Annotated in this window: 18 protein-coding genes; 6 read left to right on the plus strand and 12 right to left on the minus strand. The window is 73.0% G+C overall.

Translation table 11 applies throughout. The features are described from left to right. Positions 1 to 7 precede the first annotated feature (7 nt). Both FL583_RS12430 and FL583_RS12435 read right to left on the minus strand, forming a co-directional pair. Positions 8 to 1291 carry a CU044_5270 family protein gene (locus FL583_RS12430; RefSeq protein WP_142704747.1) on the minus strand — a complete coding sequence of 428 codons (1284 nt, stop codon included), beginning with the start codon at positions 1289 to 1291 and terminating at the stop codon, positions 8 to 10. After that, a complete protein-coding gene (locus tag FL583_RS12435) occupies positions 1288 to 2001 on the minus strand; it encodes an RNA polymerase sigma factor (protein ID WP_142704748.1) in 714 nt (237 codons plus the stop codon). Before FL583_RS12435 ends, FL583_RS12430 begins: the two co-directional genes overlap by 4 nt. A gap of 167 nt (positions 2002 to 2168) precedes the next feature. On the opposite strand from FL583_RS12435, the gene FL583_RS12440 reads away from it, so the two are divergent. After that, positions 2169 to 3536 carry a DUF1996 domain-containing protein gene (locus FL583_RS12440; RefSeq protein ID WP_205752067.1) on the plus strand — a complete coding sequence of 456 codons (1368 nt, stop codon included), beginning with the start codon at positions 2169 to 2171 and terminating at the stop codon, positions 3534 to 3536. 73 nt (positions 3537 to 3609) lie between these two features. On the opposite strand, the gene FL583_RS12445 is transcribed toward FL583_RS12440, so the two are convergent. The 6 genes from FL583_RS12445 to FL583_RS12470 all read right to left on the minus strand — a co-directional run bounded on the left by FL583_RS12445 (position 3610) and on the right by FL583_RS12470 (position 10140). Further along, a complete protein-coding gene (locus tag FL583_RS12445) occupies positions 3610 to 4695 on the minus strand; it encodes a VWA domain-containing protein (RefSeq protein WP_142704749.1) in 1086 nt (361 codons plus the stop codon). Beyond that, a complete protein-coding gene (locus FL583_RS12450; RefSeq protein ID WP_142704750.1) occupies positions 4695 to 5660 on the minus strand; it encodes a vWA domain-containing protein in 966 nt (321 codons plus the stop codon). Before FL583_RS12450 ends, FL583_RS12445 begins: the two co-directional genes overlap by 1 nt. Continuing rightward, positions 5657 to 6532: a DUF58 domain-containing protein gene (locus tag FL583_RS12455; RefSeq protein WP_142704751.1), complete on the minus strand. Its 876-nt coding sequence runs from the start codon at positions 6530 to 6532 to the stop codon at positions 5657 to 5659. Before FL583_RS12455 ends, FL583_RS12450 begins: the two co-directional genes overlap by 4 nt. Further along, positions 6529 to 7524 (minus strand): AAA family ATPase, encoded by a 996-nt coding sequence (locus tag FL583_RS12460; RefSeq protein WP_142704752.1) that lies wholly within the window; start codon positions 7522 to 7524, stop codon positions 6529 to 6531. The genes FL583_RS12455 and FL583_RS12460 overlap by 4 nt, the downstream gene beginning before the upstream one ends. A gap of 10 nt (positions 7525 to 7534) precedes the next feature. After that, positions 7535 to 8347 carry a S1C family serine protease gene (locus FL583_RS12465; RefSeq protein ID WP_142704753.1) on the minus strand — a complete coding sequence of 271 codons (813 nt, stop codon included), beginning with the start codon at positions 8345 to 8347 and terminating at the stop codon, positions 7535 to 7537. A gap of 110 nt (positions 8348 to 8457) precedes the next feature. Continuing rightward, positions 8458 to 10140 (minus strand): FAD-dependent oxidoreductase, encoded by a 1683-nt coding sequence (locus FL583_RS12470; RefSeq protein ID WP_142704754.1) that lies wholly within the window; start codon positions 10138 to 10140, stop codon positions 8458 to 8460. 159 nt (positions 10141 to 10299) lie between these two features. On the opposite strand from FL583_RS12470, the gene FL583_RS12475 reads away from it, so the two are divergent. From FL583_RS12475 to FL583_RS12485, 3 genes are read left to right on the plus strand one after another with little or no spacing between them, the layout of a single operon-like run. Then, positions 10300 to 11181 carry a TIM barrel protein gene (locus FL583_RS12475; RefSeq protein WP_142704755.1) on the plus strand — a complete coding sequence of 294 codons (882 nt, stop codon included), beginning with the start codon at positions 10300 to 10302 and terminating at the stop codon, positions 11179 to 11181. After that, entirely contained in the window at positions 11178 to 12089 is a 912-nt protein-coding gene (locus tag FL583_RS12480) for a Cgl0159 family (beta/alpha)8-fold protein (RefSeq protein WP_142704756.1), read from the plus strand. The genes FL583_RS12475 and FL583_RS12480 overlap by 4 nt, the downstream gene beginning before the upstream one ends. Further along, on the plus strand, positions 12086 to 13069 hold the full coding sequence (locus tag FL583_RS12485) for a Gfo/Idh/MocA family oxidoreductase (protein ID WP_142704757.1): 984 nt from the start codon (positions 12086 to 12088) through the stop codon (positions 13067 to 13069). Before FL583_RS12480 ends, FL583_RS12485 begins: the two co-directional genes overlap by 4 nt. Here FL583_RS12485 and FL583_RS12490 read toward each other — a convergent pair. Further along, positions 13066 to 14316 (minus strand): glycosyltransferase family protein, encoded by a 1251-nt coding sequence (locus tag FL583_RS12490; RefSeq protein WP_142704758.1) that lies wholly within the window; start codon positions 14314 to 14316, stop codon positions 13066 to 13068. The two genes, FL583_RS12485 and FL583_RS12490, sit on opposite strands and share 4 nt — an antisense overlap. 89 nt (positions 14317 to 14405) lie before the next feature. Between FL583_RS12490 and FL583_RS12495 the strand changes: the two genes are divergently transcribed. Both FL583_RS12495 and FL583_RS12500 read left to right on the plus strand, forming a co-directional pair. Beyond that, positions 14406 to 15518 (plus strand): AI-2E family transporter, encoded by a 1113-nt coding sequence (locus FL583_RS12495; RefSeq protein ID WP_142704759.1) that lies wholly within the window; start codon positions 14406 to 14408, stop codon positions 15516 to 15518. Between the two features lie 108 nt (positions 15519 to 15626). Continuing rightward, positions 15627 to 16157: a hypothetical protein gene (locus tag FL583_RS12500; protein WP_142704760.1), complete on the plus strand. Its 531-nt coding sequence runs from the start codon at positions 15627 to 15629 to the stop codon at positions 16155 to 16157. Here FL583_RS12500 and FL583_RS12505 read toward each other — a convergent pair. The 3 genes from FL583_RS12505 to FL583_RS12515 all read right to left on the minus strand — a co-directional run bounded on the left by FL583_RS12505 (position 16150) and on the right by FL583_RS12515 (position 20369). Beyond that, entirely contained in the window at positions 16150 to 18261 is a 2112-nt protein-coding gene (locus tag FL583_RS12505) for a WD40 repeat domain-containing serine/threonine protein kinase (protein WP_142704761.1), read from the minus strand. The two genes, FL583_RS12500 and FL583_RS12505, sit on opposite strands and share 8 nt — an antisense overlap. A gap of 129 nt (positions 18262 to 18390) precedes the next feature. Then, on the minus strand, positions 18391 to 19908 hold the full coding sequence (locus FL583_RS12510) for a GMC family oxidoreductase (RefSeq protein ID WP_142704762.1): 1518 nt from the start codon (positions 19906 to 19908) through the stop codon (positions 18391 to 18393). Beyond that, entirely contained in the window at positions 19905 to 20369 is a 465-nt protein-coding gene (locus FL583_RS12515; RefSeq protein ID WP_205752069.1) for an Lrp/AsnC family transcriptional regulator, read from the minus strand. The genes FL583_RS12510 and FL583_RS12515 overlap by 4 nt, the downstream gene beginning before the upstream one ends. Positions 20370 to 20412: the final 43 nt, after the last annotated feature.

The raw sequence follows: 20412 nt of genomic DNA on the forward strand, positions 1-20412 counted from the left end.
CGGGGGGCTACCGGCCGGGGGGCTGGTCCTCCCAGCCGGCGCTGACGCCGAGGTCGTACGTCGTGTAGGCCCGGTCGTCGGTGCGGTGCACCTCGACGCCCAGCGGGGCGCCGGTCTTCGCGTCGATCAGGTACCAGGACTCGGTGCCCTTCCCGAACGGGAGCACGATCGTCTCGGCCGGCCGCCCCTTCGCGTCGCGGACCTCACCGGCCGACGACGCGCCGGGCAACCCGGCCAGGATCTCGAGCAGCGCCGACCGCACGGCCGGGCTCACCGGCAGCGAGGCCGCGCGGAAGATCATCGCGAACATCGACGACGGATCGTTCGGGATCGCCTCCTTGGCCAGCAGCGCCTTCAGCGCGGCCGGTTCGGTCGGCAGCGAGTCCAGCCGGTCGTACCGGATGCCCGCGTGCGGCAGCGCGAGGGGCGTCGAAGGCTGCTCGACGACGCTCACCCGGCCCGGCTTCGTGTCGTACTCGAACGGCACGGTCGGGCTGTTCGGGTCGTTGGGATCCGTCGGCACCCGCTGCCCGGTGCCGTAGCGTGACGGCGACCCGAGGCTCCTGATGATCGCCGCGTCGGCCGGGCTCGCCGGCACCGCGCCGAGCTCCTGGTAGACGTAGAAGCCGGGCACGTCGGTGCGCCGGGAGTTCCAGAACTCCTCGCGGAAGCGCACCAGCACGTCGAACTGCTTGCCTTTCATCGACGCGCGCTCGACGTGCGCGCCCTCCCGGCGGTCGGCCCAGTAGCGTCCGCCGGTGGCCGGGGGTGCGGACTGACGGGCGCTGACCTCGGCCGCGGCCAGCAGGATCGTCCGCGGGCTCGGCACCGCGCCGCCGGACGGCGGGCTCGCGGCCAGCGTGACCGGCCCGGCGACCGGAGTCGCGTGGTCGGGCGCGGTGCGCGGCACGCTCACGACGAGCACCGTCACCGCCGCCGCGGTGGCCACCGCCGTCGCGACCCACGGCGTCAGCCCACGGTTTGCCGACTTTCCGGGGTCTCCGGAGCCCCCGGAGACCCCGACAAGTCGCCGGTCCACCCCCGGCGGCCGGTCGCCCGGGTATCCCCCGCCCACCCCGAGCCCGGCACCCGCAACCCCGTCCGCGGCCGTGGGGCCGGCCGGAGCGGTGTCCGACTCCACAGCGGTGGGCGAGGCGGCGGCCAGCGGGCCGGCGGCCGGCGCGGTCGCGCGGGCCAGGATGGCGGCGACCTCGGCGTCGGTGTCGGTCGGCGGGCGGTCGAGGCGCGCGGGGCGGGCGTCGGTGAGCAGCCGCAGGGTGTCCCGGGTCATGAGCGGGTCTCCGTTCGAGAAGGCGTCGACGGACGAGAAGGCGGTTCCGCCGGAGACGGCCGCGAGGGGGACGGCCGGGAGGGAGACGGCCCTGCGGCAGCCGGCCCGGTGCGGGACCGCCCGGTGGGAGAGGACCCCACCGGAGACGGTTCCGCGGGAGGCAGCCCCGCACGAGGCGGTTCCGTAAGAGACGACCGCGGCGCGGCGGGCGGTTCGTCCGCCTGACGCACCGCCTGTTCCAGGCGCCGCCGGGCCCGATGCAACCGGACGAAGAACGTACTGGTCGAGCACCCCACGACCCGCGCCGCATCCGCCGCCGACAACCCGTGCCACGCCACCAGCGTCAGCAGCTCCCGGTCGTCCTCGGACAGCGCCGCGAGCGCCGCGAGCAGCCCGGCCCGCTCCGCGACCTCGTCCTCCGCCGACCCGGTCACCCAGGCCCGCAGCTCCTCGGCGACCGACCGCTGCCGTACCTCGTCCCGGAACCGCTCGCGCAGCACGTTGCGCGCCGTCGCCAGCAGCCACGGCACCGGGCCGGGCCCGGGCCCCGGACCGGCCGCGGGCACGACGTCCAGCCGCCGCCAGGCGACCAGAAACGTCTCCGCGACGACCTCCTCGGCCAGCCCGCGCCCACCGCGGGAGACCGCGTACGCGTAGACGCGCGCGGAGTGCTCGCGGTAGAGCGCGGTGAACCGCTCGGCCTCAGCCATGGGGGTATCCGTCCACACCGGGTAGTGCGCGTCCCGGCCCGATTCTTACCGCCTGTGCACCACCTGAGAAATCGATACGCGTGACGTCGAACCACGTGACGAAGAACCGCGTCTGGGTGAGCGAAGCCGTGTTCGAAACGGCGCATGACATCCGGCGGAGGCAGCAAGTGCGCAGAAAGTGGACCATCGGGCTGGTCGTCGGGGCGGCGGCCGTGGCGATCACCGGCACCACGCTGGTCGGCGTGTCCGCCGCCAGCGACAAGACGGCCCAATCCCCCGGCACCATCGTGTGCCCGGACGTCCGCGCCGCGCTCCCGGCCGTGCCGGACCGCGCCGCCGACGAGGTGAACCGCAACCTCACGCTGCTCCAGACGCAGATCGACGAGGCCACCAAGCGCCTCGCGAGCTCGGCGGGGCAGGGCGGCAAGGACTTCGTCCAGAACGCGATCCTCGGTCCGCTGGCCGACAAGCGGAAGGCCACGATCGACCGGATCGCGATCGCGATCGGCCGCGTGACGCCACCCACGCCCGACCTCGACGCGAAGAACCTCGCCACCTGCCAGGTCCAGCAAGCCGCCGCCACCAGCACGGCCGCCGCCCAGTCGACCGCCTCGGCCGGAGCCTCCCCCAGCGGCCACCAGCACACCCAGACCGGCCCGGTCCCGGCCGACTTCATCTCGATCCGCAAGGTCCCGGTCACCCGCAACACCGTGGCCCGGACGACCCGCCGCGGCTCGGCCGGGGTGTTCACCGCCCGCTGCGGCAACAACGAGAACGGGCACTTCAACTCCGACAACGTCGTCGTCGCGCCCGGCGTCGGCAACGGGGCGCATCACCTGCACGACTACGTCGGCAACAAGACGACGTCGTTCCGATCGACGGACGCGAGCCTGGCCCGCGGCGGAACCACCTGCCGGGACCGCGGGGACCGGTCCAGCTACTACTGGCCGGTCGTCCGGGACATCACCAAGAAGAAGAACCAGAAGCGCGTCCCGGGCGAGCTGAAGGAGGACCTCAACGTCGGCAAGGTGCTCCGCCCGACGGTGAAGATCACCTACACCGGCAACCCGTTCTCGAAGGTCGTGCCGATGCCCCGGTTCCTGCGGGTGCTCACCGGGGACGCCAAGGCCTTCACGAACGGCGGCGCCAACGCGCACGCGAAATTCACCTGCACCGGCTTCACGAACCGCATCTCCACCGACAAGTACACGCTGTGCCCGAACGGCCGCGGGTTCACCCGGGTCGCCGAGTTCCCGAGCTGCTGGGACGGCAAGAACACCGACAGCGCGAACCACCGCACCCACGTCGTGTTCCCGGACGCCCGGGGCAAGTGCCCCACCGGCACGAAAGCGATCCCGAAGCTGACGATCACGCTCACCTACGACGTGCCGACCGGCCCGTCGTTCGCGATCGACGGCTTCCCCGAGCAGCTGCACAAGCCGATCGACGAGCACAACGACTTCATCAACGTGATGTCGAACTCGTCGATGCGGTTCGTGGCCGACTGCATCAACCGCGGCCGCCGCTGCTCGTGATTTGCCGGGAAATCGGCCTCTCCCGAGCCCGGGAGAGGCCGATTTACCGTCAATCCGCGAAGTCCCGCCCGCGTCAGACCCGTTCCCGCGGACGGTTCCACCACAGGGACAGCGCCACGCCGGAGAACACCAGCACCGCGCCGACCAGCACGAACCACACCGTGATCTCGACCTTCTTCTTCTGCAGGCCGATCTGGCTGGGCAGATCCCCGAGCACGTCGGCCAGCTGATCCGCGTCCTCGGCCTTGAAGTAGCGGCCGCCGGTCAGGTCCGCGACCGACTTCAGCGCCGCCTCGTCGATCTGCTGCACCCGGCGGCCGCCCCCGCGCGGCCCGCCGCCCCAGGTCCCGCCCCAGTTCCCTCCGGTCGCGTCCCCGCTGATCTGGTCGGCGGTGCACACCATCGGCGCGGGCTCGGTCGTCCCGAACCCGATCGTGTAGACCCGCACCCGGCGGGCCGCGGCCTGCTCGGCCGCGGTCACCGGGTCGACGCCCTGCGTGTTCGAGCCGTCGGTCAGGACGACGATCGTGTCCGGCTCGTAGTCCCCCGGCGGCGCCTGGCCGTCCTGCGGGGTCGGCGCCGCGCCGGACAGGTCGATCCCGCTCGCCATCACGTCCGGGTTGATCTCGGCGATCGCGTCGATCGCGGTGAGGATCGCCTGCCCGATCGCGGTGCCCCGGGCGGTCTTCAGCCCGTCGATCGCGCCGAGCAGCGCGTCCTGGTCGGTGGTCGGCGCGACCAGCAGGCCGGCGATGCCGGAGAACGCGACCAGCCCGATCTTCGTCCCGTTGTCCTGCGAGCGGATGAACTTCCGGGCCGCCTCGCTGGCCACCGCCAGCCGGTTCGGGTCGATGTCGGTGCTGCACATCGAGCCCGACACGTCGATCGCCAGCAGGATCGACGAGTCGTTCGTCGGCACCTGCACCGACGCCTCCGGGCGGGTCAGCCCGGCGGCCAGCGGTAACAGTCCGATCAGGAACAGCAGCACCGGGATCCGCCGCCGCCACGCCGACCGCCCGGGCAGCGCGGCCCGGATCAGCGCCACCGACGACACCTGGAGCGCCGTGCGCCGCCGGCGCCGGTTGAACCACCACCGGGCGACCAGGAGCAGCGGCACGGCCAGCAGCGCGAGCAACGCCCACGGCCAGTGCAGCGACATCAGACGATCCTTCCGTGCCAGCGGCTCATCAGCAGCGCACCCACCACGAGCAGCACCAGCGCGGCCCCGGCGAACGGGGCGGTGAGCTCCAGCGGTTCCCGCTTGCTGGTCAGCCGCAGATCGATGGACCGGGTCGAGTCGGCCAGCCCGTCGGCGTCGTCGGCCTTCAGGTACTTCCCGCCGGTGGCCTGCGCGATCGTCGTCAGCTGCTGCGAGTTCAGGGCGGTGGCCAACTGGTACCCGTCGACCTCGACCGTCGTCCCGCCCGCGGTCCCCACTCCGACGGTCTGGATCCGGACACCGGCGGCGGCGGCCAGCGCGGTGGCGGACGAGACGTCCGTGCCCCCGTTCTCCTCACCGTCCGAGAACAGCACGATCGACGCCGACGGCCAATACCCCAGGTCGTCGCCGACCGGAGCGGACGGGTCCGCGGGCAGGCTGACCGGCTTCCCGGTGATCGACGACAGCGACGCCAGGATCGCCTGGCCCAGCGAGGTGCCGCCGGTGCCGCCGACCCGGTTGATCGCGGCCAGCGCCAGGTCGTGGTCGTCGGTCGGTCTCTGGGTCTGCAGCGCCTGATCGCCGAAGACGACGACGCCGATGTCCACGCTCGACGGCTGGTTCTCGACGAACGCGGTCGCGGCCTTCCGGGCCGCGGCCAGCCGGCTCGGCTTGAGGTCGGTGGCCTGCATGCTGTTCGACGCGTCGAAGACCAGGATCACCGTGCCGGCAACCCGCGGAACCGTCACCTCGGCCGACGGGCGGGCCAGCCCGACCAGCAGCAGCGGCAACGCGGCCAGCAGCAGCACGTAGGGCAGGTGACGGCGCAGCCGCCCGCCCCCCGGGGAGAGCCCGGCCGCCGCCAGCGCGGCGGTCCGCTGCCGGGCGAGCACCACGTACCCCACGACCGCCGCGACGGTCACGACAAGAGCGATCCCCAGCACGACCGGATAGTCCACGTTCACCGGCGCCTCCGCGATTCCCGCACCAGCCGCACCAGCGACTCCAGGACGTCCACGTCGGTGCTGATCCGGTGCTCGGTCACCGCGGCCTTCCGCATCCCGGCCGAGATTCCGTCCTCCCGGTCGGAGAACTGCGCCTGAAGGCGCTTGCGCAGCAGCGGATCACTGGTGTCGACCAGGACCTGCTCGCCGGTCTCCGCGTCCTCCACCAGGATCACTCCGACGTCCGGCAGCGCGAACTCCACCGGGTCGACGATCCGCAGCACGACGACCTCGTGCCGGTGCGAGAGCGCGGTGAGCGGGCGGTCCCAGCCCGGATCCCCGATGAAGTCCGAGACGACGAACACCAGGCTGCGCCGCTGCGAGGTCGTGGACGCGGCCAGCCGGAGCATCCCGGCCAGGTCCGTGACCGCCCCCCGGGACCCGGCGCGCTCGGCGGAGAGCTCCCGGGCCAGCCGCAGCACCTGGTTCCGCCCGGTCCGCGGCGGCACCACCGACGACGACGCGTTGTCGTACAGGATCGCGCCGACCCGGTTGCCGCCCTGGGCCAGCAGCCGGGCCAGCGCCACGGTCAGCGCCGTCCCGACCGGGTACTTCCCGCTCCCGAACCGCATCGACGCCGACCGGTCGACGACCATCCACGCGGTCAGCTCGCGGTCCTCGGTGTACTGGCGGACGTAGGGCTCGTCCAGGCGCGCGGTGACGTTCCAGTCGATGTGCCGGACGTCGTCGTCCGGGGTGTACTGACGCAGGTCGGTGAAGTCGATGCCCGCGCCGCGCCACACCGTGCGGTACGCGCCCTGCAGCCGCCCGTCGACCCGGCGGCGCAGCTGCCACTCGAGCCGCCGGAGCAACCGGTCGGGGGCGCTGGTCATTGCTTCGCCGGCTCCGGCACCCGCAGCGAGGAGAGGATCTTGCCCAGGACGTCGTCGGCCGTCACGTCGTCGGACAGGGCCTCGTAGGAGAGCACCAGCCGGTGCCGCAACACGTCGAGAGCGAGGTCGGTGAGGTCCTCCGGGACCGCGTAGTCGCGGCCGCGCAGGTAGGCCAGCGCCCGCGCGCCGAGCACCAGGCTGATCGACGCCCGCGGGCTGGCCCCGAACGTGACGTACTTCGCCAGGTCGGAGAGGCCGACCGAGGCGGGGTTGCGGGACGCGGCCGCGACCTGCACCGCGTACTCGATCAACCCCGGGTCGACGTAGACCCGGTCGGCCTCGCGCTGCATCGCGACCAGCCGCTCGGGGTCGATGATCTCCTGGATCGCCGGGGTGCCGGCCAGGGCCCGCTCGACGACGACGAACTCCTCGGCCGCGCTCGGGTAGCCGACCAGGACCTTCATCATGAACCGGTCGACCTGGGCCTCGGGCAGCGGATACGTGCCCTCGGACTCGATCGGGTTCTGCGTCGCCATGACCAGGAACGGCTCCGGGACCCGGTGGGTCTCCCGGCCGATCGTCACCTGGTGTTCCTGCATGACCTCGAGCAGCGCGCTCTGCACCTTGGCCGGTGCGCGGTTGATCTCGTCGGCCAGCAGCAGGTTCGTGAACACCGGGCCGAGCGAGACCTGGAACTCGCCGGTCGGCTGGTGGTAGACGCGGGTGCCGAGGATGTCGGCCGGCACCAGGTCGGGGGTGAACTGCACCCGGTGGAACTGGCCGCCGATCGCTTCCGCGAGCGACTTCACCGCGAGCGTCTTGGCCAGCCCGGGGACGCCTTCGACGAGGACGTGCCCGCGGGCCAGCAGCGCGACGAGCAACCGCTCGAGCAGGACGTCCTGGCCGACGATCGTCTTCTTGACCTCGTAGACGACCTGCTCGGCCGGTCCGGCCCCGCTCGGCGCGGCCGAGCCGTTCCACTGCGTACTCATCGAGCCCCTCTCATAACGGCGGCACCCGGCCGTCGCCCTCACCGGCGCCGACCGCCGCGCCGATCGGCACGGCGAAGCCCACGCCGATGAACGTGCCGGCGTTGGTCGGGTTCACGAGCGCGACGACGATGCCGATGACCTGGCCGCCGTCGTTGATCAGCGGCCCGCCGGAGCTCCCCGGGTTGACGGCCGCGTCGAACTGGATCAGCCCGCGCAGCGGCGCGGCGCCGGCCCGGGGGACGTTCCGATTCAGGCCCGACACGACCCCGCTGGTCGTCGTATCGGCCAGGCCGAGCGGGTTGCCGATCGCGACGACCTGGTCGCCGACCGCCGGACCGCCGCCGAGCGTCGCCGGCACGGTCGGGTCGGGCAGCGTCTCGGGGACGAGCGTCGCGATGTCCATCGCCTTCGACCCGGCCCCGACCGTGGCCGCCGACCGCGTCCCGTCGGCGAACGTCAGCGTGATCTTGCTGGCGCCCTCGACGACGTGGAACGCGGTCAGCACGGTGCCGTCACCGTTCGCGATGACGCCGGTGCCCAGCGCGGTGCCGGACCGGGCGCGTCCGCTGTGGTCGACGTCCGACGAACCCCCGGTGGCCTGGATCAATACGACCGAGGGGACGACGGCCTGGTACACCTGCGCGACGGTCAGCGGACCCGACGGGGACGGCGACGGGGAGGGCGCGGCGGCCGGGGCGGGATCGTCCGGCCCGCCGCGGACCACGACGACCGCGGTGAGCACCAGGGCCCATAAGACGGCGGCCCCGAGGAGCACCCGTCGTCCCCACGGACGCCGGCGCGGCACCTCGGTCTGCTCCGTCACCTGCCGATCGTAGGCAGAGTTCGGTGAACTCTCATCTTTTCCGGCCCTAGGAGATGGCTGTGCGGACGGCCAGATTTCACTCAGGGTGCCGTCCGCACCACCGGTACGCCTCAGACTCCGGCAGCGTGCCGGGCCGCCAGATACCCGAACGTCATCGTGTTCGAGATGCTCGCTCCGGCCCCCAGGTAGTAGCGGCCCATCACGGTCGCGGCCATGTTCCCGGTGACGTAGAGCCCGGGGATCGGCGCGTCGGCCTCGTCCAGCGCCCGCCCGTGCTCGTCGGTGATCACGCCGCCGATCGTCCCGACGTCACCGGGGTAGATCTGGGTCGCGTAGTACGGCGGGGTGTCGACCGGCCCGACCGACGGGTTCGGCTTGCTGCCCGGGTCGCCCAGCGCCTTGTTGTACTGCGAGCGCCCGCGCCCGAAGTCCGGGTCCTCGCCCTGCACCGCGTGGACGTTGAATCGGCCCACGGTGGCGACCAGCGCGTCGGCGTCCACGCCGAGCTGCGCGGCCAGGTCCGGCAGCGTCGCCGACCGCTTGATCCACCCGCTGGTGACCAGCTCCTCGGGCATCCGGCCGGGTAACACCGACGCGAACCGGCGCAGCGTCGGCAGGCCCCGGGCCCACGCGTACCGCTTGCGGAACGTGTCGTCGAAGATCAGCCAGCACGGCACGCCGTCATGGGCGTACATCGCCTTGCCGACCTCGAGGTAGGAGTTCGACTCGTTGACGAACCGCTTTCCCTCGGCGTTGACGAAGATCGCGTGCGGGTACTGCCGGCCGAGCGCGACCGCGGTCCCGGCCAGCTCCATCCGCGGGTTGGGCAGCCAGACCGCGTCGTCCATGTAGTCGGTCTTGGCGCCGACCGCGATCGCGGCCGCGAGCACCTCGCCGGTGTTGCCGGCGTTGGCCATCGTCCACTGGCCGTCGTTGGGCTGGGTGTCGGCGCTGTACTTCCGGCGCATCTCCGGGTTGCGCTCGAACCCGCCCGCGGCGAGCAGCACGCCGTGGGTGCCCCGCACCACCACCGGTTCGCCGCCGCGGTCCGCCTCCACGCCGACGATCCGGCCGCCCTCGACCACCAGGCCGGACACCCCGGCGTTCAGCCAGATCGGCACGCCGGCCTCGACCAGGATCTTCGTCAGCTGGCCGACCAACGACATCCCGTTCGTGAACAGGTCTTGCCCGCGCCACCTGGACACGTACGTGCGCGCGCCGACCCGCACGGTCGTGCGCAGCGAGCGGAACGAGCGGGTCCAGGTGGGCAGGCTGCGGACCTCGTTGGTCTTGACCGCCAGCCCCATCCCCTTGGCCATGCCGGGGATGATCTTCGCGTGCCACTCGCCGAGCCGGCGCCCGTCCCACGGGACGCCCTCGATCGAGCGGCCGCGGTCGCTGCCGCCCTTCCGGTCGCTGTAGTAGTCCGAGTAGCCCTCGCAGCGGACGAACTCGACGCCCCGACGCTCGAGGAACGCGACCATCTCCGGGCCCTGGCGCAGGAACGCCTCCCGCCGGGCCAGCGACGATCCCTGGTCGGGCTCGCCGACCACCGCGTCGAAGTAGGCCAGCCCGTCCTCGTACGAGTCCGGCACCCGGTCGCGGCGCATCAGCGGGTTGTCCGGCATCCAGACGACGCCGCCGGACATCCCGGTCGACCCGCCGACGTACGGCTGCTTCTCCAGGATCACCGGCTTCAGCCCGGCCTCGTGGGCGGCCAGCGCGGCGACCAGGCCGCCTCCGCCGCTGCCGACGATCACGAAGTCGAACGATTCGTCCCGCTGCTCTGCCACGGCCCTCATCCCCTTCGATGGGCGGATCGTACGAAGTTTAGAGAAGGATCTATGTGAGGGTGCGCGGAACAAACATTTGGTCTCGCCAGGAGCTCTTTCGCGGCACTAGGTTCGGATGTCAGTATGTCCATACAAGGTCGCGCTCGATGAGGAGACCCGATGACCACTCCGTCGTCCCCCCGCATCGCCGGCGCCCCGATCTCCTGGGGCGTGAGCGAGGTCCCGGGCTGGGGCTTCCAGTTCTCTCCGGAGCACGTCCTGGACGACATGCGGACGGTCGGCCTCACCGCGACCGAGTTCGGCCCGGTCGGCTTCCTGCCGGACGACGGCGCGGAGCGCCGCGCCTGCCTGGCCCGGTACGGCCTCTCGGCCGTCGGCGGATTCCTCCCGGTGCTCCTGCACGACGCCGGTTCCGACCCGCTTCCCGAGGCGGACGCCTATCTCGACGGCGCCCTGGCGGCCGGCGGACGCGTCCTCGTGCTGGCCGCGAGCACCGGCGTCGACGGGTACAACGCGCGCCCGGTCCTGGACGACGCGCAGTGGGCCACGCTGCTGGGCAACCTCGACCGGCTGGCCGCCCGGGCGGCCGAGCGGGGTGCCCTGGCCGTGCTCCACCCGCACATGGGGACGATGGTCGAGAACGCCGACGACGTGAGCCGAGTTCTCGACGGCTCGGTCGTCCAGCTCTGCATCGACACCGGCCACCTGGTCGCGGCCGGCGCCGACCCGGTCGCGATCACCGCCGGGGCCCCCGGCCGGGTCGGGCACGTCCACCTCAAGGACGTCGACGCCGGGCTGGCGGCTCGCGTCCGCTCCGGGGAGCTGGCGTTCTCGGCCGCGGTGGCGGCCGGGCTGTTCCGCGTCCTGGGCACCGGCTCGGTCGACGTCGGGGCGATGATCGCGACGCTCGAAGGGGCCGGATACCGGGGCTGGTACGTCCTCGAGCAGGACCTGAAGCTGGAGCACGGCGCCCCGGACGCGCCCGGCCCGCTCACCGACGTCCAGGCCGCGTACGAGTTCGTGCGCAAGGCGCTCGGGTGAGCCCGTCCGCCGGCCCGCGGGTCACGGCCGACGACGTCCGCCGGATCGTCCGGCTGCGGCTGACCGAACCGGACCGGATCGCCGCGCTGTTCGCGGCCCGCGAGCGTCCGCGAGGGCCGCTCGGGGACGGCGGACGGCTGTTGATGATCGCGGCCGACCACCCGGCCCGCGGTGCGCTCGCGGCCGGCGGGAACGCGGCCGCGATGGGCGACCGGGCCGTCCTGCTCGACCGGATCGTCCGGGCGCTGGCCCGGCCCGGCGTCAACGGGTTCCTCGGCACCGCCGACGTCATCGAGGACCTGCTGGTGCTCGGCGCGCTCGAGGGCAAGGTCGTGCTCGGGTCGATGAACCGCGGCGGGCTGGCCGGCAGCGTGTTCGAGGTCGACGACCGGTTCACCGGCTACGACGCGGCCGGGATCGCCGCCGCCGGGCTCGAGGGCGGCAAGATGCTGCTGCGCATCGACCCGGACGACCCGGCGACCGTGCGCACGCTCGAGAGCAGCGCGACCGCGGTCCGCGAGCTCGCCTACCGGCGGCTGGTCGCGATGGTGGAGCCGTTCCTGGCCCGCCGCACGGACGGGCGGCTCGTCAACGACCTGTCCACCGAGGCCGTGGTGCGGTCGGCGGTGATCGCCGCCGGGCTCGGCTCCACGTCGGCCTACACCTGGCTGAAGCTGCCGGTCACCGACGACATGGAGCCGGTGCTGGCCGCGACCACGCTGCCGGTGCTGCTGCTCGGCGGCGAGGTCGGCGCCGATCAGCAGGCCCAGTTCGCGACCTGGGCGAAGGCGCTGGCCGACCCGGCGGTCGTCGGGATGGCCGTGGGCCGGTCGCTGCTGTTCCCGCCGGACGGAGACGTCGAGGCGGCCGTCGACGCGACCGCGGACATGCTGGAGGTACGGCAGTGACGTTACGAGTAGGCCTGATCGGCGCCGGAGCCATGGGCGCCGGGCACGCGACCACGCTCGCGACCGGCGTCCCGGCCGCCCGGGTCGTCGCCGTGCACGACCCCGACGCCGGCCGCGCCGAGGCGGTGGCCGGCCCGCTGGGCGCCCGCCCGGCCGCGACCCCGGGCGAGCTGATCGCCGACGCCGACGCGGTGATCGTCGCGTCGCCGGACTTCACCCACGCCGACCTGGTGCTCGCCTGCCTGGCCGCCGGGAGGCCGGTGCTGTGCGAGAAGCCGCTGGCCGAGACCGCGGCCGACGCGCGCAAGATCGTCGAGGCCGAGCAGGCCGGCGGGCGGCGGCTGGTGCAGGTCGGGTTCATGCGCCGGTACGACCCGGGGTACCTCGCGCTGAAGGCCGTGCTGGCGGCCGGGGTGGCCGGTGAGCCGCTGATCGTGCACAACGTCCACCGGAACCCGGTCAACCACACCAGCGTCAGCGACGCCGGCATCGTCACCGGGTCGATGATCCACGAGCTCGACGTCGTGCCCTGGCTGCTCGACACCGAGGTGACGTCGATCCGGATCGAGTCGCCCCGGCTCACCGGGGTCAAGGACCCGCAGCTGGCCTGGCTGCGCCTGGCGAGCGGGGCGATGGCCACGATCGAGGTGTTCGTCAACGCCGGCTACGGCTACGACGTCCGCTGCGAGGTCGTCGGGTCCCGGGGCACGGCCCAGCTGCCGGCCCGGCCGGGCGTGGTCACGTCGGTGGACGGCGCGACCGGCACGCCGGTGGGCCGCGACTTCGTCGCCCACTTCACCGACGCCTACCGGGCCGAGCTGACCCGCTGGGCGGCGGCCGCGGCCGACGGCACCGCCGAGGGCCCGTCGGCCTGGGACGGTTACGTCGCCAACGCGGTGGCCGAGGCCGGCATCGCGTCCCTGGCGTCGGGCACGACCCAGCCCGTCGCCCCCGGCGACCGCCCGGCGTTCTACCGCTAGCCCACCAGCGACCGCAGGTTGGCCACGGTCCAGCGGCGGTCGAACAGCGTCGGGTCGCCGGCGTCCTCGGCGCGCAGGGCCTCGATCAGGCGGACGTAGGCGTCCAGGTCGAGCCCGCGCACGAAGCCGAGGACCTCGGCGGCCTCGCCGGTCGCCGGCGCGACCGCGGCGACGTAGGAGTCGTAGAGGTCGACGACCTGCTGCACCATCGCGAGGTGCCGGGCCCCCGGGTCGACGCTCGGGAAGTTCGTCGCCGCGAAGTCCTCGGTGAACACGATCGGCTCGACCGCGAGCGCGCCGGCCCCGTACCGCTGGGCCAGGTGGATCAGCAGCTCGACGTCGAACGTCTCGTTGAACGACGACATCTCGCCGAGCACCGGGGCGAGCGCCTCGGCGTCGAACGCCTTGAACCCGGCCTGGGTGTCGAGCACCCGGGCCAGGTCGGGAATCAGCGTCGCCCGGACGAAGTGCCGGAACAGCACGATCAGCTTGTCGGGCTTGTCGCCGGTGCTGTGCGGCTCGACCGACGGCCCGTCCGGCTTGACCAGCACCGCGCCGTCCATTCCGTACCGCTGCCCGAGCGCGCCGGCCGCCCCGTCGAGAATGGGTGCGGCCAGAGACCCCACCTGGGCCAGGTTCGAGGACAGGTCCGCGTCCGTGTAGAGAACGACGTGGCGGACGCCCTCCGGCGCGCCGTCACGGACCGCGGTGGCCAGCGCGGCCAGGATCGAGCCGCCCTTGCGCGACTGGTTCGTCGACGTGAGCGCGTCGAAGGCCGGGCTGATCGGGAACTTCCCACCGATCAGGTCGGCCAGCCGGATCACCGCGACGTCGTCGTAGCCCTCGGCGGCGATGATCCCGGCCATCACGTCGGCGCTCGACGGCTCGTCCGGGCAGCCGTCGTCGCAGGCCAGGATGTTCCAGGTCACGCCGGGCAGACCGGCGGTGAGCCAGTCGAGCTGGCGCACCTTGGCCCGGACGAAGTCCTCGCCGTGCGGGTGCTCGGACCGCGGGACCATCCGTCCGGTCTCGCCGTACATCGCGAACACGACGGTCAGGTGCACCGGGGTCGCCGCCGCGGCCAGCCGGGCCCGCGAGCGGGCCGCGGCGGCGGCCTCGGCCGCGACGGCCGGGCCGTTCCCGTCCGTGGCGGTGCCGTCGGTGAGCAGGCGGGACGCGAGCGTGAGCACGGCCTCGTTCTGCTCCGAATCGGTCAGATCGCGAACCGCGGCGGAAGTCTGCTCCATAGGGCCAGGATCGTAGGGCCTGGGGTCGCTCCGAGTGTTCCCGGTGTGGCGCGTGAGGCGTTACACGGTGTTTCCCTAGGGTGTGGAGCATGCCCGGCATGCTCAGTCCGACCAAGACCCGCACCGCGCTCCGCACGTCGGCGCGCGCGAGCCTGGACCTGCTGCTCGTCCTCCTGCTGGCCGCGGTCACGCTCTGGCTGCTGGGCAAGGCCTGGTCGATCGTCTGGCCGCTCGTCATCGCGCTGCTGCTGACGACGCTCACCTGGCCACCGACCCGGTTCCTGCGCAATCACGGCTGGAAGCCCGCGCTGGCGGCCTCGCTGGTCACGGTGGTGTTCCTGCTGCTCGGGATCGGCGTGATCGTGCTGATCGCGGTGCCGGTCGCCTCCGAGTCGCCGAAGCTGGCCACCGGGGTCGCGGACGGCATCCAGCGGCTGCGCGAGTGGGTGGCCGGTCCCCCGCTGAACATCGACGACAGCCAGGTCACGAACGCGCTGAACAGCGTCACGACCCGGATCAAGGACAGCGCGGGCACGATCGCGACCACCGCGGTCACCGGCGTGAGCACGGTGGTCAACGGGGTCGTCACGCTCGTGCTGGCGCTGTTCCTGATGTTCTTCTTCCTCAAGGACGGGCCGCGGTTCCTGCCCTGGCTGACCCGCCAGCTGCCCGGGCGGTTCGCGACCGACGTGCCGGTGGTGGCCGCGCGCAGCTGGGCGACGCTCGGCGCGTTCGTCCGCTCGCAGGCGTTCGTCGGACTGCTGGACGCGGTGTTCATCGGCATCGGGCTGTGGATCGTCGGGGTGCCGCTGGTGCTGCCGCTGGCCGTGCTGACGTTCGTCGCCGCGTTCGTGCCGATCGTCGGGGCGCTGTTCGCCGGGTTCGTCGCGGTGCTGATCGCGCTCGTCTCGAACGGCTTCACCGACGCGCTGATCGTGCTGGCGATCATCGTCGTCGTGCAGCAGCTGGAGGGGAACGTCTTCCAGCCGATGGTGCAGAGCCGGGGCCTGGGCCTGCACGCGGCGGTCGTGCTGCTCGCGGTGACGCTGGGCGGCAGCCTGGCCGGCATCGTCGGCAGCCTGCTCGCGGTCCCGGTCGCCGCGGTGATCGGCGTCGTCTGGACCTACGTCCGCGACCAGCTCACCGACCCGGACCCTGAACCGATTCCCGACGTCGTTGAGCAGGCCGAACAACAAAGCTGACGCGATCTTGCTCATTTCCGGACAATTGACATCATCCTATAAACGACTATAACGGGACAGCACCCCCCGCGGTAACGATGCCCGGGGCCTCCCCTGAAGGAGCCGTGCATGTCCCACCCCCTCCGGCGGATCACCGCCGCTGCCGTGCTCGTGCTGGCCGCGGGCTCGACGTTCGTGCTGGCCCCGCCCGCCTACGCCGACACCGTCACCGTGAACTACTCCTGCGAGGTCCCGCTCACCGGCACCCTCACCGGGGACGTCGACGTCACGATCACCGCGCCGGCGACCGCGGCCGTCGGCGACACGGTCGAGGTCACCGTCCAGACCGGACCGGCGCCGTTCACCGCGCCGATCGACCTGGAGGCGGGCTCGGTGACGCCGAGCATCGAGGTGACGGTCGGCGGGGCGCAGACCGGCAGCTTCACCGCCCAGGGCACGCCGAACACCGAGCCGATCCCGGCGAACACGCCGATCACGCCGGCACCGATGACCGGGTCGCTGACGCTGACCGGCGCCGGTCAGGTCGACCTCTCGCCGGGCACGATCACCGCGACCGCGGTCACGGTCTTCGGCACGTTCGCGATCCCGTGCACGCCGACGTCGACGCCGCCGGTGGCCGCGTCGATCGCGGTCAGCTGATCCGGTAGAGCCGCACGGAGCCGTCGGAGGCGGCGATCACCACCCGGGTGCCGTCCGGGGTGAGGGCCGCCGCCACCGCCGGCGCGCTCAGGTGCAGGGTCAGCTCCTCCCCCACCTGCGCGCCGGTCGTGACGTCCCACCTCCGCACCGAGTTGCCGGCCACCGTGACCAGCCGGCGCGAGTCGCGGGTGAAGCCGAGCGCGAGGCTGTCGGTGAGGCCGGGCTCGATCGCCGCCCCGACCGGGTTCCCGGTCTTCGGGTCCCAGAGCCGCACGACGTTGTTCAGCCCGCCGGCCGCGAGCCGGTGGCCGTCCGGGCTGAACATCAGGCTGGTCGTGACCGCGCCCTTCGCGTTCGGCCGGTACGCGACCTGCTGGTGGCTGCCCCGGCTCCAGATCCGCACGCCGTCGTCGGCCGCGGTCGCGACCCGGTCGCGGGTCGGGGCGAACGCGATCGCGGCGATCGGGGACGTGTGGCCGCGCAGCGGCGGGTCCTCGGTCTCGGCGGTGATCGCGTTCCAGATCCGGACCGTACCGTCGGAGCCGCCGGCCGCCATCGTGCTGCCGTCGCCGTCGAACGCGACGGCCATCGTCTGCTCCGGGCCACCGGCCGCGGTGAACGCGCCGGCCTGCTGGCCGTTGGCCGGGTCCCACTGGCGGATCCAGCCGTCCTGGCCCCCGGTGAGGAGGAGGCCGCCGTCGCCGGCCAGGCCCGGGTCGGCCGAGGCCGCGAACGCGACGGCCCAGAACGCGTCGCCGGTGCCGCCGACCGTGACCTGGTGGGCGTCCCGGGGCTGCCAGATCTTGACCCCGCCGTCGGTGGCGACCCAGGCGACGCGGGACGCGTCCTCGTTGGTGGCCAGGACGCCGGCGATCGTCGAGTCGGCGTAGAACTGGCCGAGCAGGGTCGCGGTGGGGGGCGCGACGGTGCGCACCGGCGAGGCCGTGGGGGCGGCGGTCACGGTCGCGGACCCGTCCGGCCGGGCGACGACGAACACCACCCCGGCGACGAGCACGGCGAGCACCACCCCGAGCGCGACCAGCGCCGAGCGCTCCCGCCGCGCCACCGCCCGCCCGAACCGCGCAACACCCCCGGCGCCCCGCGCGGCGAACGCGCGCGCGCCCTCCCCGGACGGCGGCGCGTCCGGCTCAATCGGGGGCAACGGCGGCTGCTCGGCCAGGTAAATCGTTTTCGCGAACGGCGGGACCGGCGTGCGATCGCGGTACAGCAACGCCCCGTCGATCCGCAGCGGCACCCCCGACCGGGCGATCCAGTCGTGCCCCAGGTCCTCGTCCGCGGCCTCCACCAGCGCCCGCGCGAAGTCCCGCGCGGTCTCCGGCCGATCGGCCGGATCCTTGGCCAGCAATCGCAGCACCAGCGCGGCCAGCGCCGGCGACACCCCGTCCGGCGGCCGGGGCGGCACCGACAGGTGGTGGTGCAGCAACCCCGGCATGTTCAGGTCGGCCGGGAACGGCGGGCGCCCGGTCAGCAGCTCGTAGAACGTCACCCCGAGCGCGTAGAGGTCGGTGCCGGGCCCGGTCCGGCCCCCGGAGATCTGCTCCGGCGCGATGTACCGGGGCGTCCCGACGATGTCGGCGCTGGCCGACGCGTCCGACCCCGCGAACAGCTTCGCGATCCCGAAGTCCCCGACCTTCAGCAGCCCGTCCGCCGTGAACAGCAGGTTCGCCGGCTTGATGTCCCGGTGCACGACCCCCTGCCGGTGCGCGACGGCCAGCGCCTCGGCCACCGCCAGCATCCAGGCCGAGGCCGCCTCCGGCGTCACCCGGTCGCGAGCCCGGTCGATCAGCGTCCCGCCGCCGAGGTGCTCCATGACCAGCAGCAGCGTCCCGCCGTGCTCGGCGTACTCGTTCACCCGGACGATGTGCGGATGGTCGAGCGACGTCATCACGCGGGCCTCGGTGAGGAACCGCCGCGAGGCGGACGCGAGATCGGCCTCGGCGACCGCGAGCGCCTTCACCGCGTGCGTCGTACCCAACCGGCGGTGCCGTGCGGCCACCACGAGCCCGTGCGCCCCACGCCCGATCACGTCGCCGATCTCGTACTGCGGTAGGGCCGCCACCAGCTGCTGCCGATCGATGATCACCCGTTGTCCGCCCTACGCCGACCCTGCCCACCGAGCCGGCGGCTCGCGGCGACCCCGATTCTGCCGAACGGGGGCCAACCTCAGCAGCCAGCCCCGGCAACCGGTGTCTCTTCTCGACTCACAAGCGACTCAGTAACTCCCCCGTAACACGTCGGCGGCCCGTTCGGCGAGCATCATCACCGTGCACATCGGATTCACCGAGGGCACGGTCGGGAACACCGAGGCGTCGGCGATCCGCAGCCCGGCGAGCCCGCGGACCCGCAGCGACGGATCCACGACGGCCAGCGGGTCGTCGGCCGCGCCCATCCGCGCGGTCCCGCACACGTGGTAGACGGTCTGGTGCGTCCGGCGCGCGATCGCCGACAGGTCCTCGTCGCTCCGCACGTCCGGGCCCGGGAACACCTCGCGCACGACCCGCGACGCCATCGGCTCGGTCGCGGCGATCCGCCGGGCCATCCGCAGCCCGGCGACCAGCACCGCCTCGTCGTGGCCGCCGGGGTCGGTGAACGACCGGTAGTCCAGGCTCGGGGCCGCGTCCGGGTCCGCGCTGGTGATCCAGATCCGTCCGCGGCTCGCCGGTTTCGCCACGTTCGGCGAGAGCGACGTCGTGTGCGCGGGCAGGTCGTAGCCTTCCGCGGTCAGGTGCTCGGCCCAGGTCTCCACACCCATCAACATGACGACGTCCGGCCGCTCGCCGTTCTCGTCGATCCGGGCCAGGACCCCGGCGTCCCAGCCGCTGGCCATCTCCGGCGGCACCGGGTCCACGGTCTCCCAGACGACGAGCGCGTCCGCGTGGTCCTGCAGGTTCTCGCCGACGCCGGGCAGGTCGTGGACCAGCGGCACCCCGGCGTCGGCCAGCACGCCGGCCGGCCCGATCCCGGACAGCAGGAGCAGCCGGGGCGTATCGATCGCCCCGGCGCAGAGGATCACCTCCCGGTGCGCACGGAGCGTCACCGGTTCGCCGTGCTCGTCCAGGCCGCGCACACCGGTGGCTCGTCCCTCGTCCACCAGAACTTTCGTGACCCGGGTGCGCAGCACCAGACGGAGGTTCGGCCGGTCGGGCCGGACCGGGTGCAGGTAGACGCGGGACGACGACGAGCGCGCGCCGGTCGCCGGGTCGTAGCCGACCTCGAAGAAGCCGGCTCCATCCACATAGGGCTCGGAGTTCCAGGACGACCGCTCGGGGACGTCGAGGGCCTTCGCCGCCGCGGTCACGATGTCGGCGAGCAGCGGGTTGCGGTCGGCCGGGGCGACCGGCGTGATCGGCGTCCGCAGGCGGTCGAAGTACGGGCCGAAGTCCTCCGGGCCCCAGCCGGACGCGCCGAGCGTCACCCATTCCCGCAGGTCAGCGTCTGGCGGACGCCAGGCGATCATCGTGTTGACGGTCGAGCACCCGCCGAGCAGACGCATCCGGGTCTGCCGGATGTCCGAGTTCCCGCGGGCCTGCGGGACGCTGCGGTAGTCGAGGTCGTACTCACTGCCGAACAGCTCCGGCCAGCGGCGCAGCGCGGTCGCCCGGGGCTCGTCCTCGTCGCTGGGCCCCCACTCGACGAGCGTGACCGTCACCGCCGGGTCCTCGGTCAGCCGCGCGGCGAGGATCGCCCCGGCGGTCCCCCCGCCGACGATGACGTAGTCCGACGAGGTCACGAGCGGCCGACGTTCTTGCGGACGTCCCAGCCGTAGGCCATCTTCTCGATCGACAGGATCAGGAACGACTCGGTGCGCACGACCCCGGGCACGCACTGAATACCCTCGGTGAGCAGGCTCGAGAAGTGCTTGGTGTCCCGGCACACGACCTCGACCAGCAGGTCGAACCGCCCGGCGACCGAGGCGACGTAACTGGCCTCGGGTAACAGCGCCAGCGTCGCCGACACCTCGGCGAGCCGCCCGGACTCCACCCCCACGCCCACCATCGCCATCAGGTCGAACCCGACCTTCAGCGGGTCGGCGATCCCGACGATCTGCAGGATCCCCGACTTCTCCAGGCGCTGCACCCGGTACCGGACGACGCTCTCGCCGACGCCGAGGTCGGTGGCCAGGCTCGAGTACGAGCGCCGGCCGTCGTGCTGGAGCGCGGCCACGATCTCCCGGTCGATATCGTCCAGCACTTCGCCGGCACCGTTCGGGGCGACTTGCTTAATTCGTGGCATC

The sequence above is a fragment of the Cryptosporangium phraense genome (genome assembly GCF_006912135.1).
GTDB lineage: Bacteria > Actinomycetota > Actinomycetes > Mycobacteriales > Cryptosporangiaceae > Cryptosporangium > Cryptosporangium phraense.